This window comes from Edaphobacter sp. 12200R-103, from assembly GCF_010093025.1.
In the GTDB taxonomy this organism is placed as follows: Bacteria; Acidobacteriota; Terriglobia; order Terriglobales; family Acidobacteriaceae; genus Edaphobacter.
Window position 1 is genome coordinate 1497504 of the sequence record NZ_CP048114.1, and the last position, 15585, is coordinate 1513088.

Here is a 15585-nt window from a genome sequence, read left to right on the forward strand (position 1 = left end):
ACACCTTTACTATAAATCTACATTTGCAGGTATTTTACGAGGGATACTCCCAATGGATCGCGTGTTTTTCCACTTTCTTCTGTTGGCTCTCACGGCAACTCCCTTCGCTTTGGCGCAATCTCCCTCTTCTCTTCCCTCGTCCCCATCTCCTTCCCTTCCGGCTGGCTCTGTAGCTGGACCCGCAACTACTCCACCGACGCTCTCTGCGGAAGAGCGTGCCGCTCGGATCAAGGCGCATCAGGAGCAAATGCTTAGGGACTGGCCCAATCTCACTCGCTTTCGATCTGCAAACGCTACCATCACTCGTGCAGAAGTCGTGTTTATGGGTGACTCAATTACAGAGCTGTGGGGACGTCAGCCGGAGCAGTTCTTTCCCGGCAAGCCTTATGTCAACCGAGGCATCGGTGGCCAAACGACCCCGCAGATGGTACTGCGTTTTCAGCAGGATGTTGTGGACTTGAAGCCCAGGGTGGTCGTGATTAACGGCGGCACCAACGATATCGCCGGAAATACGGGCCCGTCGACCCTGAAGATGATTGAGGACAACCTGAAATCAATGACTGAAATCGCACAGGCGAACGGAATTCAGGTAGTACTTGCCTCAGTCACACCGGCTTATGATTATCCGTGGCGGAGGGGCCTCGAACCCGCCGAGAAGGTTGTCGAACTCAACAACTGGATGAAAGACTTTTGTGTGAAGGCTGGATGTGTCTATGCGGACTACTTTACGTCTATGGCGAATGAAAAACATGGCATGAAAGAAGGCTTGAGTGTAGATGGCATCCATCCAACACCCGAAGGCTACAGAATTATGTCTCCTATTGCGGAGAAGGCCATCCAAGATGCCTTAGAGAAAAAGCTGGCCGCGCAGTAAAGATTCTGCTTTCGATGTTTGAGGTTATCTCCAGTGTCGCGAAATCGCCTTTTTACCCTGTCTCTGTTTATCTGCTCAGTTCTTCCAGCTAACTCACAGTCCACTCAGCAGGCGCCAGCAGGTGTTGAACGCAAACATCGGGTCGCATCCAACTATCCGACCAACACTCTTCTTTCCCCTGAAGTGCATCCAGACCGCACGGTTACATTTCGCTATCGCGCTCCAAAAGCGAAAGAGGTTTCCCTGATTGGCGAGATCACCCAACGGAAGGGTCCCCTACCGTTGTCTAAAGATGAGAGCGGCATCTGGACCCTGACTACCGCCCCACTCAAACCGGAGATATGGATCTACAACTTTCTCGTGGACGGCGTCGATGTACTTGACCCTTCGAACCCCGCGATCAAACCAGTGCCTCCCGGACAACTGATCTCAAATTTCGTCGAGGTCCCTGGAGATTCCCCGTTCGATTACGATTCACAGGCCGTGCCGCATGGCGAGGTCCGCATGATGCTGTATGAATCGGCAGCAATGGGTTTCACGCGGACGCTCTGGGTGTACACTCCGCCGGGCTATGATACGAGCAAAAAGAGATATCCGGTATTGTACTTACTTCATGGCAATGGAGAGGAAGTCTCAGGCTGGGTGCGCAACGGCCGCGCCAACGTCATTCTGGACAATCTCCTGGCCCAGGGCAAAATTCAGCCGATGATCGTCGTAATGCCGCAGGGGCACGCACTTCAGGCTCCAGGCGTTGAGCCTCTGAAACGTGTAACCGGCGAAACGAGTATGTTCTCCCCGCTGTTTCCTAAGGATCTGCTGGAACAGATTATTCCATTAGTCGAGAAGAGCTACCGCGCTAAAACATCACGAGACTCACGGGCTATCGCGGGCCTGTCCATGGGGGGTGGACAGGCTCTTTCGATTGGTCTGGGACATCCGGAGCTCTTCAAGTATGTGCTGGGCTACAGCGCGGCAATCGGACCAAACTTCTTGGATATTCAGGAGGTCCTGAATAGAGTGACTGCAAATCCTCAATCGACGAATCGAGACTTCGGCCTGATATGGATCTCCTGTGGGCAGCAGGACTTTTTGTATAAAGCAAATGAGTCGCTCCACGAAGATCTGACAAATCACGGCATCAACCACAAGTACGTTGAGACGGAAGGGACGCACGTATGGAGTGTCTGGCGGAAAAACCTGAGCGCCTCTCTTCCCTTACTTTTCCGGTAGGCCGATTGGTATCGGAACGCATGATATATAGCTCGTCCAATGAATCGCCATTACTTTGAATCGGTATGCCTTTTCTCACATAAGCGGATCTTTGAAAGGGATTAAATCATGTCCAACAGGCGCAACTTCATTAAGCTGCTTTCCAGTATTCCTTTCGCAGAACCACTGTTCGGTTTGGCACAGGCTCCAACCGTTCCTATGGGTGCGGCTCCCGGCCAGATGCCTCCAGATCAAATGGCTGGAAGCCCTGTGGGGGATCCTCTGCCTGGTCAGCCATGGAAGGTGCACGACCGAACGCGTCCACAGGCGCGTAAAGTTGCCCCCGGCATGCCGCTGCCTACACCGGGCCCGGCTTCAGATGCTGTCGTACTTTTTGATGGGAAGGATCTGTCGCAATGGGAGAGTATAGGACGCGATCGCAAGGTAACCGAGCCAAAATGGAAGGTCGAAAACGGTTATATGGAGATGGTCCGCCGCTCCGGCAGTCTGATCACAAAAGAGGCGTTTGGCGACTGCCAGCTTCACCTGGAATGGATGACACCGACAGGAACGCCCCCCGAACGCCGTGGGCAGATGCGTGGCAACAGCGGCGTCATTCTGATGCGTCGGTACGAGATTCAAGTGCTCTCCTCCTACGACAACATCACTTACGCTGATGGAGCTGCGGGCGGCATCTACGGTTTATATCCACCAATGGTTAACCCATGCCGCCCCGAAGGGGAATGGAACACCTATGATATCGTCTTCAAGGCTCCCCGATTCAATGGCAACGAACTGACCACGCCCGCCTTTCTGACCTTGTTCTTCAACGGGCTGGTTGTGCACGATCATGTGGAATTATTAGGCAACACCGATACCCTTCCAATTGCCAAATACGAGCCCCATCCATCAGAAGAGCCTTTCCTCCTCCAGGGTCATGCCGGTCCTGTACGCTATCGAAACATCTGGATTCGCCGACTTAAAGGTTATGACGTTTAGATCCTAGTTCGGCTGGCCCTACGAACTTTGCCACGAGAGCTTGTTCGCAGATTTGAACGAACGTTCGCCGACTTCCCAGGTCAGCTAGGTTCGAAACTATCATCACTGCACGAAGATGTTGCTGCGCACAAACTCTCACGTCGACCCGTGAAACTGTTTGGTTCCGGAGCGGCTTGCCATATTGACCACGCCATCCAGCACACCGCCATACTCCCGCTTGTCGATGTGCGATTGCACCTTGAACTCCTCGGTTGGCGTAGGCAGCACATCTATCCAACGGATAACAGCTACATATTGGCCAATAAAACGATGAAGCGGACACAGTCGTACTGACCGGAAAATCTCATAAAGTGGCACATCCTGTCCGGTCGCGCGAGCGAACGGCATCAACAAATGGATCGGCTGACATACCTCCGTCATTCGTTCGACACGCTGCTGAAGGCGAATGGGGAAGATGTGAAGACGGTCCAATAGCTCTTGCAGCATGCCAGCAGCAGAATCACGCTGGAGGTCTACACGCAGGCTGTCACATCACACAAATGCCCAGCCCAGAGCAAGGTTGTCAGGATGATGGTTCCGAAATCTGCGAAATGGAAGTTAAAGGACACCACAAAATGTGGGTTAGGGAGCTTATTGCACCCATATATTGAACCCACGATCTCTATCTTTTTGAGTAACCCATCAATTTAAGCTCTTTAGATTGATGGCGGGGACGACGGGCTCGAACCGCGACCTCTGCTGTGACAGCAAAAAAGGATCGCGTAACTAATTGAAATCAGGAGCCAGGATGGCCACTTTTAGAGCGCTAAACATCGTTGGCTTTATCGCACCCCCTATCGAACCCACGTCCTCTGTCCACCAAAACTCTGCCCAGGGCTTTTGCTTTTCATCCACGCCTGCACCAGATTGCGAAATTTGCCTTTGCTCGAGTGCCGCGAGCGGGCCGCCGATCTGGATTGCAAGCACCGACCACTTTCCAGGACGCACGACCTCCGCGATAGAGTCTCGATCGAGACCATTGTATTCTAGGGATCGAGAATACGGTGGAACTGCGATCGGCCGGTCATCAGTTCCTTCGCCAGCAATCGTTTAATCTCTGCCGTGTCGTTTCCTGCTCGAATTGCCACGCTAGTAGGAGGGTTCATACGCCAACAGCACGCATAGGGTTTCGAACCTGCAACCTTCCGTGGTCACTCCTGAGAGATAATATTCGAAATAAGCCCCGGAGGAACTCTTTCTCAGGGTTCCTTCAACTCGTCCAACACAGGCCGAGAAGACGCTGCCTTTGGACTTCCAGTCGCGCCAGGTCGCGAATGGTTATGATTGAATTCGATGACGAGTGATAGCGGTCGCGAAAAAACGATAACCCAGGCGGATGTAGCGAGAGTGGCGGGAGTGGCCATCATGACAGTCTCGCGTTACATGAACCAACATCCGAGCATTACAGAAAAAACCGCACGCAAGGTGAAAGCTGCTATCGACGCGCTAGGATATCGGCCCAATTATGCAGCAAGAATGCTCATGGGGCAGCCATCGAGGACAATTGGCCTGATACTTCCGAACTTGGAAAATCCGTTCTTTTCCTCTATCGCTCACAGCGTGCAGCAGACTGCTCACTCTCGTGGGTATCTGGTCTGGATTGCCGCAACCAATGATGAAAGTGCAATGGATCTGCAGCTGATCGAAAGAATGCGCGATCATCATGTCGATGGCATCCTCTTGACCGCGTCATCGGATACATCTTTGCAGACGCGCGATCTAGGCGGCATTCCACTGGTTGCGCTAGAGCGGCCCGTCGGAGCTGCGGCAGTGGATATTGTCATGATCGATGATCGCTCTGCAGCCTGCGAGGCGGTGCGACACCTGCTGTCGCACGGCTACAAGCGTATCGCCTGTTTCGGACTCAACTCCGCTATTCGGTCTATCCAGGAGCGTATCACCGGGTATCAAGATGCGATGCGGGAACAGGGCCTTACGCCGCTACCGTACCTGCAGTGTGAAGATCGAGAGTCAGCCAAGCGAATCATTCGCAAACTCATGTCGGGCCGGACACCGACGCAAGCAATCTTCCCTGCGAATAGCACCGCCACGATTCTCGCTCTCGAAGCGCTCGATGAACTCCACTATTCCGTGCCAAAGCAGGTGGCGCTCTTCTCTTTCGGAGATATTCCTCTGGCCCACATCCTTCGGCCCCAGATTAGCGCCGTGCGGCAGCCCACCGAATTGCTTGGCGAGAAGGCCACAAAGCACCTGCTCGATTTGATTGCTACCAGAAGCGGTGCAAGCGGGGTTCGCATCAGCATCCCGGCGTCGCTCGTCATCCGAGAGTCTTGCGGATGTAAGCGCCCGCCTAGCTCCCATCACGATCGGCACTGATCTCTTCGGCATCGGGACTGATCGATTTCGAATCAGATATCGAATTTATTTTTCATTCAGGCAGTGTCCACGCAAACAAGATATCATCTACACCGGTAACGATGTACTGCTTCCCGTTAAGCATGTAGGTCATCGGCCCGGTTGACATATTCGCTCCACCACGGGTGTGCCACAGATTCTTGCCATTGCTGGCATCAAGAGCCAGGATGTTACCCGCAGCGTCGCCAGTGAATAGCAGGTGCCCGGCCGTCGTCAGAATGCCGGCATTGCTCCGGCCATCACCTGCGTCGCGCTGCCAACTTACCTTCCCCGTCTGATAGTTCAGCGCAACAATTGCCGACCTTGTCATCAGGCTTACCGCTGCACCGCCCTGGTGATCTTCCGGAGCGCCTTCGTCGTCGAGGACTAAATACCAATAGCTGTAGCCGCTCTGCGCGTTGACATAAAATAAGCCGGCTTGCGGGTCAAAGCTCGGAGGCATCCAATTCGTTGCTCCAAAGACTGGGCTTTCGACAAGCGTACCATCAATCTGAGGCTCTTTTGCTGGATTCGGAATCGGACTTCCCTTGGCATCCAAACCGAGTGCCCAATTACTTTTGACGAACTCACTTGTCAAGAGAGCTTTGCCAGTCTGCCGGTCGAGGACGAAAAAGAATCCGTTTCTACTTGCCTGCGCCAGCATCTTTCGTGGCTTCCCGTGAAAGTCGCCATCGAATAGCACTGACGTCTCGACAGCGTCCCAATCATGCGTATCGTGTGGCGACGCCTGAAAATGCCAGATGATCGCTCCCGTATCCGGATTGATTGCCAGTATGCAACTTGTGTACAGATTGGCACCGGCTCTGACATTGCCGTCGAGCACTGGATGAGGATTTCCCGTTCCCCAATAGAGGAGATTCAGTTTTGCATCATACGTTCCGGTCAGCCACATCGGGCCTCCCCCACGGCTCAGCGACTTTGTATCAGGCCATGTTTCCGAGCCCGTCGCCCCTGGTTGGGGCAGACTGTTCGTCCGCCAGATCTTTGCACCGGTCTCCCAATCACGCGCTTCGATAAAGTGGGGAATGTTTGTCTGATCGCCGGATGTCCCCACCAGAACTTTACCCTTGACGATAAGTGGAGCAAGGCTGAGATAGTAGCCAAACTTCACGTCGGCGATCTCCACATCCCAAATCTGCTTTCCGTTGCGCGCGTCAAGGCATATGAGATGGGCATCCGGAGTTCCAAAGTAAAGCCTGTTTTTGTAAAAGGCGACGCCGCGCTGCCCAATATGATTGCCTTCAGACGGTCTGTTATACCTCCAGACTTGTTGTCCTGTCTGCGCATCGAGGGCCCACACATGATCCGGTACGGTGAAGTACAGGAGGCCGTTGACCTCCAGTGGAGTCGATTTGAGCATAGCCCCATGGGTAGAAAACGCCCACGCCAATGTGAGGGCCTTGACATTACTTTTGTTGATCTGGTCGAGTGTGCTGTAGCGTCGGCCGGACATATCTCCGTTGTATGTCGGCCACGAGTCGCTTACAGATGGTATCGAGTTCGGCAGAGAGGGACTCTGCGCGGGAGATCCCGTGGAAGCAATCAAATACCCAAGAAGGAGAAGACTTTCTCCGCACGTCCTACTGAAGCGTTTCGAGATACGTAGAAATGTCATGGATGTCCTTGTCTTTGTAACGCTTCAGCAACTCGCGGTGCCCGCGGAGCGGATCATCGACAACTACTAACGTCCCTGGTCGAAGCGGGCAGGACCGGTAGTTTCCCTGAGCATCCATGAGCGAGACATAGAACGCATCCAGGTGAAGAAGCCGACCCTTAATCTTTTCACCGGATGGCAGAGATACGACCGCTGTTTCCGTCGCATCAGGCGGATAGAGAATGCGGTGCTCCAGTTCGACGGTAGAATATTTCTTCGCAATTCCGCTCAGATCGCCGCCAGTGGAGTGGCACTTTGAGCAGCCGCCTTCCCTATCAAAGAACCGCTTCCCTGCAACAACATCTCCCGTCAAGAGCCGCTGCAGTGAATAGCCGCGCGCCGGACCTTCAGAACCGCGGTTGTCCGAAACTTCTATCGAAGCGTGCAGAAATGCCACGATATCGGCTACCTGCGCCGCGCTGAAGGTGGGATTTGCGGGCATACCTTTTTCCAGTCGTCCCTCACGAATCACGTTACCTATCAGGTCGCCGTTATCGTCGTGTCGCACGAGGGAAGACTCAATCAAATTGGGCCCGGAAGCTCCTTTCGCCGCTGCTCCATGGCACATGGCGCATGACTGTCGAAATTGATCCATGCCCCGCTGCACGTTTTCCCGTGCCATCGGATTTGGCTTGGCGGTCTTCTTGACCTGAGCGCGTGTCCCGACTGTAAGAACCAATCCAACAAAGAGGAACCCTATTATTGCCCGAAGGCTACTCCAATGCCTGGGCTGACAGACCTCTGTTTGCTTTAGGATTTTTCGAACCTTCATGAGTTTCCGCCGAGTTGATTCCCGAAATGGCTTGATGCTCCGGATGAACGCACCCTCTTGTCGCAAATTCGAAGCGCCCAAAAGCAGCGCGTTTTCTCTGCTGCTGCGATGGCAATAAGATGGGCATTCTCTAAAAAGTTTCATGAGCGCCATTATTCAGTTGACTTTGATGCAATCGCCTATCATTTTTATGATAGCGCTATCAAATCTAAGGACGGAAGAAGTGGTTGTCAAGAGGAGATTAGTTTGTATCTGGCGAAAGACACCGCGGAAGGATACGGAGTTCCACAATGACAGAAGATTCAGTTCGCACCAAGATATCGCGCCGCTCTTTACTTTCGGGAGCGGCCATAACGGGTGCCTTGCATGCATTCCCGCTGACCGGCTTTGCCCAGGATTTGCCGGCGAATGGGACCGGTAAACTCAAACTCTCCATGTTTTCCAAGCTTTTGCAATGGACCGATGTAAAGGAGGCGGCCGCCATCGCCAGAGATCTGGGTTTCGATGCGCTCGACCTTACTGTGCGTCCGCGTGGGCACGTGCTGCCTGAACGGGTAGAAATAGACTTACCCCGCGCGGTGGAGACGGCACGGAAAGCTGGGCTTGAAATTTCCATGATATCCACGGAAATTATGAGCAGCGCATCTCCCTATGCCGAGTCGATATTGAAGACGGCAAGCCAACTTGGTATTCGAAATTACCGATGGGGAGGGCTTACCTACAAACCAGCGAAAGGGATCGCGGAGCAGATCCATGAATTTAAACCTCAGGTGAGAGCCCTGGCGGAGCTCAACCGGGAGCATAACATCTGCGGGATGTATCATACGCATTCGGGCCCGAACATGATTGGTGGACCGATCTGGGATCTTTGGCTGTTACTGCAAGACCTCGATTCACGCTGGATCGGGATGAACTATGACATCGGCCACGCAACGATCGAAGGCGGTTACGGCGGGTGGCAGACCAGCGCTCGGCTGGCCAAAGATTCAATGAGGGGCATTGCCCTAAAGGATTTTCGATGGCCGTCGAAGACAAAGGCCGCGCCCCCGGACATCCACGCAAGCGCCCCCCCCCGCGCGGTGTACGAGCCGGAATGGTGTCCGATCGGCGAAGGGGTCGTCGATTTCCGTGGATTCTTTGAGATTGTCAAGCAAAACGGATTCTCCGGACCTGTCCAAATGCATTTTGAATATCCCGAATTCGGGGGAGCAGAAAACGGGGACACGGTGCTTCGCATACCCAGTCAACAACTGATCGCGGCTGTACGCAAAGACCTGACGTATATAAGAGGTGTCCTGCGCGATTTGAATCTTGTCGCTTAATCTCAACCTATCCGCCTCGCTGAGAGGCTGAATGGCGGCAGTTTCCCTTTGAATAATTGAACGGAATCGTATGGGGGTAGTGTGGTTTTTCGATTTCGATCTGTATGTCCTTATCCTTCCGCTTGCCGGATATTCATATAGCGCTACTAACTGAAACAGTTGGAATTCAGTTTAAGAATGACGCGGGCCTTCAGGCATGAATCCCCATCTTCAAACGCAGACGCCCAGCTATTACTGAACTCTGACAAGCTCCTTGACACGTTATCGACTCGCTGAGTAGCATCCACCTACCATGTTAGCGCTATTCTTTTATGCCAGAGACAATCCTCGCGGATCAGAGGTTTATGTGGCTTTTGGAAATGGCTTCTAAGAGAGATTTCCGCCGTGGGGGAGGGTTGGCCGATGAAACATGTGTCTCATGGAGCACCGAAGAAGGGAGAACAGTGACGAACCTCGCATCCCCGCGCATTTTCTACGGCTGGTGGATCGCCGTAGCTGCATTTCTCAATCTCTTTTTAGCTGTGGGAGTTATCTTTTATGGATTCCCCGTGTTCTACCCCGCCTTTGCGAGTGCTCTCGGCTTTACTCGATCTCAGGTAACAGAAGGTTTTTTGCTCGGCTTCCTCGCTATCGGACTTCCGTTCGGCCTTCTTGCCGGGGTACTGATTGATCGTGTGGGCGCACGATGGGTCATCCTCTCCGGAGTCGGATTTATAGGTCTTCCGTTGATCGGGATGGGTTTCATGACTTGCTTCTGGCAATACCAGTTACTTTGCATTATCGAAGTGATCGGCTATGTGCTGGCAGGCCCCATTGCGAATCAGGTTCTGATTACACGCTGGTTTCGAGCACGGCGCGGCCAGGCGATGGGATATGCCTATCTTGGCCTTGGACTGGGCGGCGCTGTATCGCCACCCACCATGAACTGGCTCCTTCATCGCTTTGGTTGGCGCCATGCTCTGGAGATCGCGGGAGTGGTCATCCTCGTGGTGCTCTTTCCCATCGGGATCTGGGTCACACGATCGACTCCCGCCGACATCGGTCTCTATCCGGACGGAGCGGCGATTCCGCCGTCGAGCGAGGACACGCTGACGACAAGATCCGCATTCAACGCAATCGGAGCTGCAATGCGCAATACCAATTTCTGGCTGATTATCGCCGGTTCGGCTCTCGTAATCGGCGCGATGAATGCCGTTATTCAGCACTTCATCTTTTTCCTGAAACATCAGGGCTACTCTTCGACTGCGGCCTCTCGATACTTGTCGATTCTGCTTGTGGCCAGCCTGGGCGGCAGAGTGATCGTTGGCCACGTGGCAGACCGATTCAAGAAAAAGAATACGATGGCTGGCTTCTATCTCCTTCTAGGAGGAGCGATCCCCTTGCTTTATCTCGCGCACAAGCCTCTCGCTGTCCTCTCGTTTGCCGTGATCTTCGGCTTCTCGATGGGCGCCGATTATATGTTGATTCCCCTGGTTACTGCCGAGTGTTTCGGGGTGGCGTCGTTGGGAAAGATACTGGCTCTCATCATCATGGCCTATTCGATCGGGCAGTGGGTTGGCCCCTGGGTCGCCGGATATATCTTCGATCACTTTGGCACCTACGGCCCCGCCTGGAAAATTATGGCATGCGCCGCGTTACTCGGATCGACTGCTATTTACGCGATCTCAATACAGGGAGACGGGGCCGAGGCCTGACAACGCTATCGAATTCAAGTCTATGGTTCCAATTCAAGAATCAGAACAGCGACTTCCATTCGCTTTACGATATTCAATCTATACCGCCGCGAGGAGAGGCACACATATATGGCGCAAATAAGAATCGGCATTATCATGAACGGCGTTACTGGACGGATGGGATTGAATCAACACCTGATCCGTTCGATCCTGGCGATCCGCGGCCAGGGAGGCCTGTCGCTTGGCGATGGAGATGTGTTGATGCCGGATCCAATTCTGGTCGGAAGAAACGAGAACAGACTTCGGGCGATCGCGAACGCACACGGGATTTCACGATGGAGCATCGATCTCGAACGATGTCTCGCGAACGGCGAGGACGAGATTTATTTCGACTCAGGCACAACGGGACTGCGGGAGGACAATGTGACCAGGGCAATCAATGCCGGAAAACATGTTTACTGCGAGAAGCCTCTGTCAACAACGGTGGCTTCTTCTCTGAGGCTGGCAAAAAAGGCCGAGGAGGCCGGAATCAAACACGGTATCGTGCAAGACAAGTTATTTCTTCCCGGCGTTCGCAAGCTTCGCAGGCTGGTTGATTCCGGGTTTTTCGGAAAAATTCTCTCGGTGCGTGGCGAATTCGGATACTGGGTGTTTGAAGGCGACTGGCAACCTGCCCAGCGACCTTCCTGGAACTATCGGAAAGAAGAAGAAGGAGGGATCATCCTGGACATGTTTTGCCACTGGCGCTATGTGCTGGATCATACCTTCGCGCCCGTCAAGAGCGTCTCGTGCGTGGGAGCCACGCACATCCCGGAGCGCGTAGACGAAGATGGCGACCAGTACGTCTGCACCGCCGATGACGCGGCATATGGCTCCTTCGAACTGGAGGGCGGTATCTTTGCACAGATCAACTCTTCATGGGCAACGCGAGTCTACCGTGACGAACTATTCAATCTTCAGGTTGATGGAACGGAAGGCAGCGCGGTGGCTGGACTGCGAGATTGTAAAACACAACATCGGGTGAACACCCCTCGCCCCACATGGAACCCGGATCTACCAAACCCCTTTCGCTTCCGTGAGCACTGGCTGGAAGTGCCTGACAATGGTGAGTTCGAAAATGGATTCAAGGTGCAATGGGAGATGTTCCTGAGGCATGTGGTACGGAATACGCCATTTCCGCACACGTTCGTGGACGGCGCTCGTGGAGTACAGCTTGCAGAGCTTGGGCTCAGGTCATGGGCGGAGCGCAGGTGGCTCGATGTGCCTAGTCTTGATGGGAACTAGTGCTTCAAAACTTAATCGGGCGATTATGGCAGACATCCATAGACTCAGTCTCAATCAGGCAACAACGGAACGGTGGAGCGTCAAGGAAGCGGTTGAAGGATGCCTGCGCCATGGCATTCCTTCCATTGGACTCTGGCGTCATAAAATTCACGAGGCCGGCTTGCGGGAAAGCGTCCGATTGGTTCGTGATGCAGGACTGCATGTCTCCAGCCTATGTCGCGGAGGAATGTTTCCGGCTCCGACTCGGGAGGAAAGGCAGCAAAGAATCGAAGATACGCTGAGGGCTATTGACGAGTGTGCCGAGCTTCACGCCGATTCGCTCGTCCTTGTGGTCGGCGCTTCTTCAGCGGTTGGGCTGGTCGATGCTCGAAAGATGGTGGAAGAAGGATTGGCGGCGATTGTTTCTCATGCCCGCGAATCCGGAGTGCGGCTAGGCTTGGAACCTCTGCACCCGATGTACGCCGGGGAACGTTGTGTGCTCAACACCATCGACCAGGCATTGGATATGGCTTCTCCTTACGCTCCCATGGAGGTAGGCCTGATACTTGATACGTTTCATATCTGGTGGGATCCCTATGTTCTGCAGCAGATCACACGGGCAAAGGGCCGCATCTACGGCTTTCACGTCAGCGATTGGTTGGTTCCAGTTCCGGATCTGCTTTTGGGGCGGGGAATGATGGGCGATGGTGTCATTGATAACCGAACGTTACGCGGGGCGGTCGATAGATCCGGTTACGCTGGCCCGATCGAAGTCGAGATCTTCAACCAAGCTATCTGGGACATGCCGGGCAATGATGTCTTATCAACGGTCGTCGAACGCTTCACCTCACTCGTCTAGAGCCAAAGGATTTCGAAATGGAAATACGGAACAATCTTTCTGCAGCGGGCCTAGCACCCTCAATAAGAACCATGTTCATCCTGGCATCTGATAAGACCCTCCGCCTCTCCCATCGATGGGAGGTCTCGATGGGGGCTCCTGTAGTTACAGTCGACGGGCAGTACGTCGGACGCAATTGGACCCAATGGACACAGGGATTTGCGTATGGAAATGCCATCCTGTGCTATGACGCTACAGATCACCCAGACCTGCTCGAGGTCGGCCGCAGCCTTACCCACGCTCATATGGCCGAGCATTTGACGCACACTGGCGTGCATGATCATGGCTTCAACAATCTCTCGACCTATGGGCAGTTGCGGCGCCTGATTCTGGAAGGCAGGCTCGAGTCGAATGATTCGGAGCTGCGCTCATACGAACTTGCCTTGAAGGTGAGTGGTGCTGTACAGGCAGCGCGGTGGACCAGCCTCCCGGGCGGCCGGGGTTACATATACTCGTTCAACGGGAGTCATTCCCTGTTCATCGATACGATCAGAACCGTCCGCATCTGTGGCGTTGCCCATAAACTCGGTCACGGGTTGATGGGAGAACAAGACTGCCGCATCAACCTCCTCGGTCGACTCCTGACACACGCGCGCACATCAGCCGAATTCAATATCTATTACGGAGAAGGCCGCGACTCTTATGACCTTGCCGAAGCGCGAGGGCGCACCGTCCATGAAGCGATATTCAACCCTGTCAGCGGGACCTTCCGATGTCCCTCTTCTCAACAGGGGTATTCGCCTTTCACCACATGGACTCGCGGATTGGCATGGGCGATGCTGGGCTTCGCGGAAGAGCTTGAATTCATCGGATCCCTGCCCGAGAGCGACTTTGCAAGCGACGGTGTGATGACAAAGGAGGAAGCTATTTTCTTCCTGGAAAAGGCCGCCAGGGCTACCTGTGATTTCTATATCAGCCAGGCCAGTACCCTGGATGGAATCTGCTATTGGGATACCGGCGCTCCCGATCTGCGCTACCTGGGCAACTGGAAAAGTTCCCGTGCCGATCCATTCAATCAGTACGAACCAGTTGATTCTTCGGCAGCGGCCATCGCCGCTCAAGGATTAATCCGTCTTGGGCACGCGATGGGGGAAGCTGGAAGGATTTACCTCAATGCCGGTCTAACGATTGCCGAGGTGCTACTCAAGGAGCCGTATCTTTCCAGCAATCCCCAGCATGAAGGCATTCTGCTTCACAGTATCTATCACCGGCCAAATGGCTGGGACCATGTACAAAAAGGTGCCAAGATTCCCTTCGGTGAGTCGAGCATGTGGGGGGATTACCACCTGCTGGAGTTAGGACTACTCATCCTGCGGTTGGCGGAAAACAAGTACTACACTTTTTTCTAACCTTCTTCGGATATAACATGATGCACCCAGAGAGGGGACGCAATGAGTAATACAAGGGTCGCACTCGTGACCGGAGGTACACGCGGAATAGGTCTGGGCATTGCCAAAAAATTAGCGAACAAAGGCTTCAATCTAGTGATCACCGGCAGGCGCAGTCATGATGAAGCAGAACCTACTATCGCTCAGTTGCGCGAACAATTTAGCGACCGCAGTTTGAAGGTTCAATACTGCCAGGCGGATGTTGCAGATGCAAGCCATCGAGAACGTGTGCTGACGGATGTTGAAGCAACCTTTGGACAGCTGGATATTCTCGTAAATAACGCCGGGATCGCGCCCACGGTTCGTGCTGACATTCTGGAGGCTTCAGAAAAAAGTTTTGATGAACTGATTTCTACCAATCTCAAGGGCCCATATTTTCTAACTCAGGCGGCTGCGAATTGGATGATACGTCTGCAGGAGCAATCTAAAGAACATCGTTGCATCATCAACATTGGCTCGGTTTCGGCGACCGTCGCAAGCGTTAACCGGGGAGACTATTGCATTACCAAGGCGGGTATTGCGATGGCAACCATGCTTTGGGCGACAAAACTCACGCGATACGGCATTGGCGTATATGAAGTAAGGCCGGGCATCATCGAGACAGATATGACGAAGGGTGTTAGAAGCAAATACGACAGTCTGATCGAAGGGGACCTGCTTTTGGAGAAGCGTTGGGGAACTCCGGACGACATTGGTATAGCCGTAGCGATGTTGACGAGCGGAGACCTTCCCTACTCCCCCGGCGCGGTTCTAACCATCGATGGCGGCCTTACTGTAAGACGACTCTAGCGGCATGGCTGCATCTTCCCGTCGACCTCTCATGAATCTGCTAACTGCCCCAGCGGGCAGTTAGTCATCATACGAGGCTGCGCGAAGATGGATGAGTTCTCACTTTAGGCGGTGACTTATCCGAGCGGCAATAACTTAGTGCACATTACTCAAACAAGTCGAATGTATGCTCCTGCACTGACCAGCAGCCCCGCCGTGCATATTCCCTGCAGGCTCCCCATTTAGTTTTGGACAGGCTCCAAGCCTTCTTTTGCTGACCTCTTCAATGATTACAGGAAGCCGTGACAGCCTAATTCTCTGTAACAAATGGCGTCATTGATCTGCCCCTA

Annotated in this window: 13 protein-coding genes; 10 read left to right on the forward strand and 3 right to left on the reverse strand. The window is 53.7% G+C overall.

Annotated features, from left to right (window positions below):
- Positions 1–52: 52 nt before the first annotated feature.
- The 3 genes from GWR55_RS06235 to GWR55_RS06245 all read left to right on the forward strand — a co-directional run bounded on the left by GWR55_RS06235 (position 53) and on the right by GWR55_RS06245 (position 3082).
- Positions 53–874, forward strand: coding sequence for an SGNH/GDSL hydrolase family protein (locus tag GWR55_RS06235; RefSeq protein ID WP_162401491.1), 822 nt, complete (start codon positions 53–55; stop codon positions 872–874).
- A 183-nt stretch (positions 875–1057) separates the two neighbouring features.
- Positions 1058–2104 (forward strand): esterase, encoded by a 1047-nt coding sequence (locus GWR55_RS06240; RefSeq protein WP_162401492.1) that lies wholly within the window; start codon positions 1058–1060, stop codon positions 2102–2104.
- A 108-nt stretch (positions 2105–2212) separates the two neighbouring features.
- Positions 2213–3082, forward strand: coding sequence for a DUF1080 domain-containing protein (locus tag GWR55_RS06245; protein ID WP_162401493.1), 870 nt, complete (start codon positions 2213–2215; stop codon positions 3080–3082).
- A gap of 135 nt (positions 3083–3217) precedes the next feature.
- On the opposite strand, the gene GWR55_RS06250 is transcribed toward GWR55_RS06245, so the two are convergent.
- Positions 3218–3568, reverse strand: coding sequence for a hypothetical protein (locus GWR55_RS06250; RefSeq protein WP_162401494.1), 351 nt, complete (start codon positions 3566–3568; stop codon positions 3218–3220).
- Positions 3569–4414: 846 nt separating this feature from the next.
- Between GWR55_RS06250 and GWR55_RS06255 the strand changes: the two genes are divergently transcribed.
- Positions 4415–5458 (forward strand): LacI family DNA-binding transcriptional regulator, encoded by a 1044-nt coding sequence (locus GWR55_RS06255; protein WP_162401495.1) that lies wholly within the window; start codon positions 4415–4417, stop codon positions 5456–5458.
- 52 nt (positions 5459–5510) lie between these two features.
- On the opposite strand, the gene GWR55_RS06260 is transcribed toward GWR55_RS06255, so the two are convergent.
- Positions 5511–6950 carry an acido-empty-quinoprotein group A gene (locus GWR55_RS06260; RefSeq protein WP_238398681.1) on the reverse strand — a complete coding sequence of 480 codons (1440 nt, stop codon included), beginning with the start codon at positions 6948–6950 and terminating at the stop codon, positions 5511–5513.
- A 127-nt stretch (positions 6951–7077) separates the two neighbouring features.
- Positions 7078–8067 (reverse strand): cytochrome c, encoded by a 990-nt coding sequence (locus GWR55_RS06265; RefSeq protein ID WP_162401497.1) that lies wholly within the window; start codon positions 8065–8067, stop codon positions 7078–7080.
- Positions 8068–8213: 146 nt separating this feature from the next.
- Here GWR55_RS06265 and GWR55_RS06270 point away from each other — a divergent pair, with 146 nt between their 5' ends.
- The 6 genes from GWR55_RS06270 to GWR55_RS06295 all read left to right on the forward strand — a co-directional run bounded on the left by GWR55_RS06270 (position 8214) and on the right by GWR55_RS06295 (position 15256).
- Positions 8214–9245, forward strand: a complete 1032-nt coding sequence (locus GWR55_RS06270) for a sugar phosphate isomerase/epimerase (protein WP_162401498.1) — start codon at positions 8214–8216, stop codon at positions 9243–9245.
- Positions 9246–9688: 443 nt separating this feature from the next.
- Positions 9689–10939 carry an MFS transporter gene (locus GWR55_RS06275; protein WP_162401499.1) on the forward strand — a complete coding sequence of 417 codons (1251 nt, stop codon included), beginning with the start codon at positions 9689–9691 and terminating at the stop codon, positions 10937–10939.
- 108 nt (positions 10940–11047) lie between these two features.
- A complete protein-coding gene (locus tag GWR55_RS06280; RefSeq protein ID WP_162401500.1) occupies positions 11048–12202 on the forward strand; it encodes a Gfo/Idh/MocA family protein in 1155 nt (384 codons plus the stop codon).
- Complete coding sequence (locus GWR55_RS06285) at positions 12192–13040, forward strand: sugar phosphate isomerase/epimerase (protein ID WP_238398682.1); 849 nt, start codon at positions 12192–12194, stop codon at positions 13038–13040. Before GWR55_RS06280 ends, GWR55_RS06285 begins: the two co-directional genes overlap by 11 nt.
- Before the next feature lie 128 nt (positions 13041–13168).
- Positions 13169–14428 carry a hypothetical protein gene (locus tag GWR55_RS06290; protein WP_202925589.1) on the forward strand — a complete coding sequence of 420 codons (1260 nt, stop codon included), beginning with the start codon at positions 13169–13171 and terminating at the stop codon, positions 14426–14428.
- A 42-nt stretch (positions 14429–14470) separates the two neighbouring features.
- Entirely contained in the window at positions 14471–15256 is a 786-nt protein-coding gene (locus tag GWR55_RS06295; RefSeq protein ID WP_162401502.1) for a 3-ketoacyl-ACP reductase, read from the forward strand.
- Positions 15257–15585: the final 329 nt, after the last annotated feature.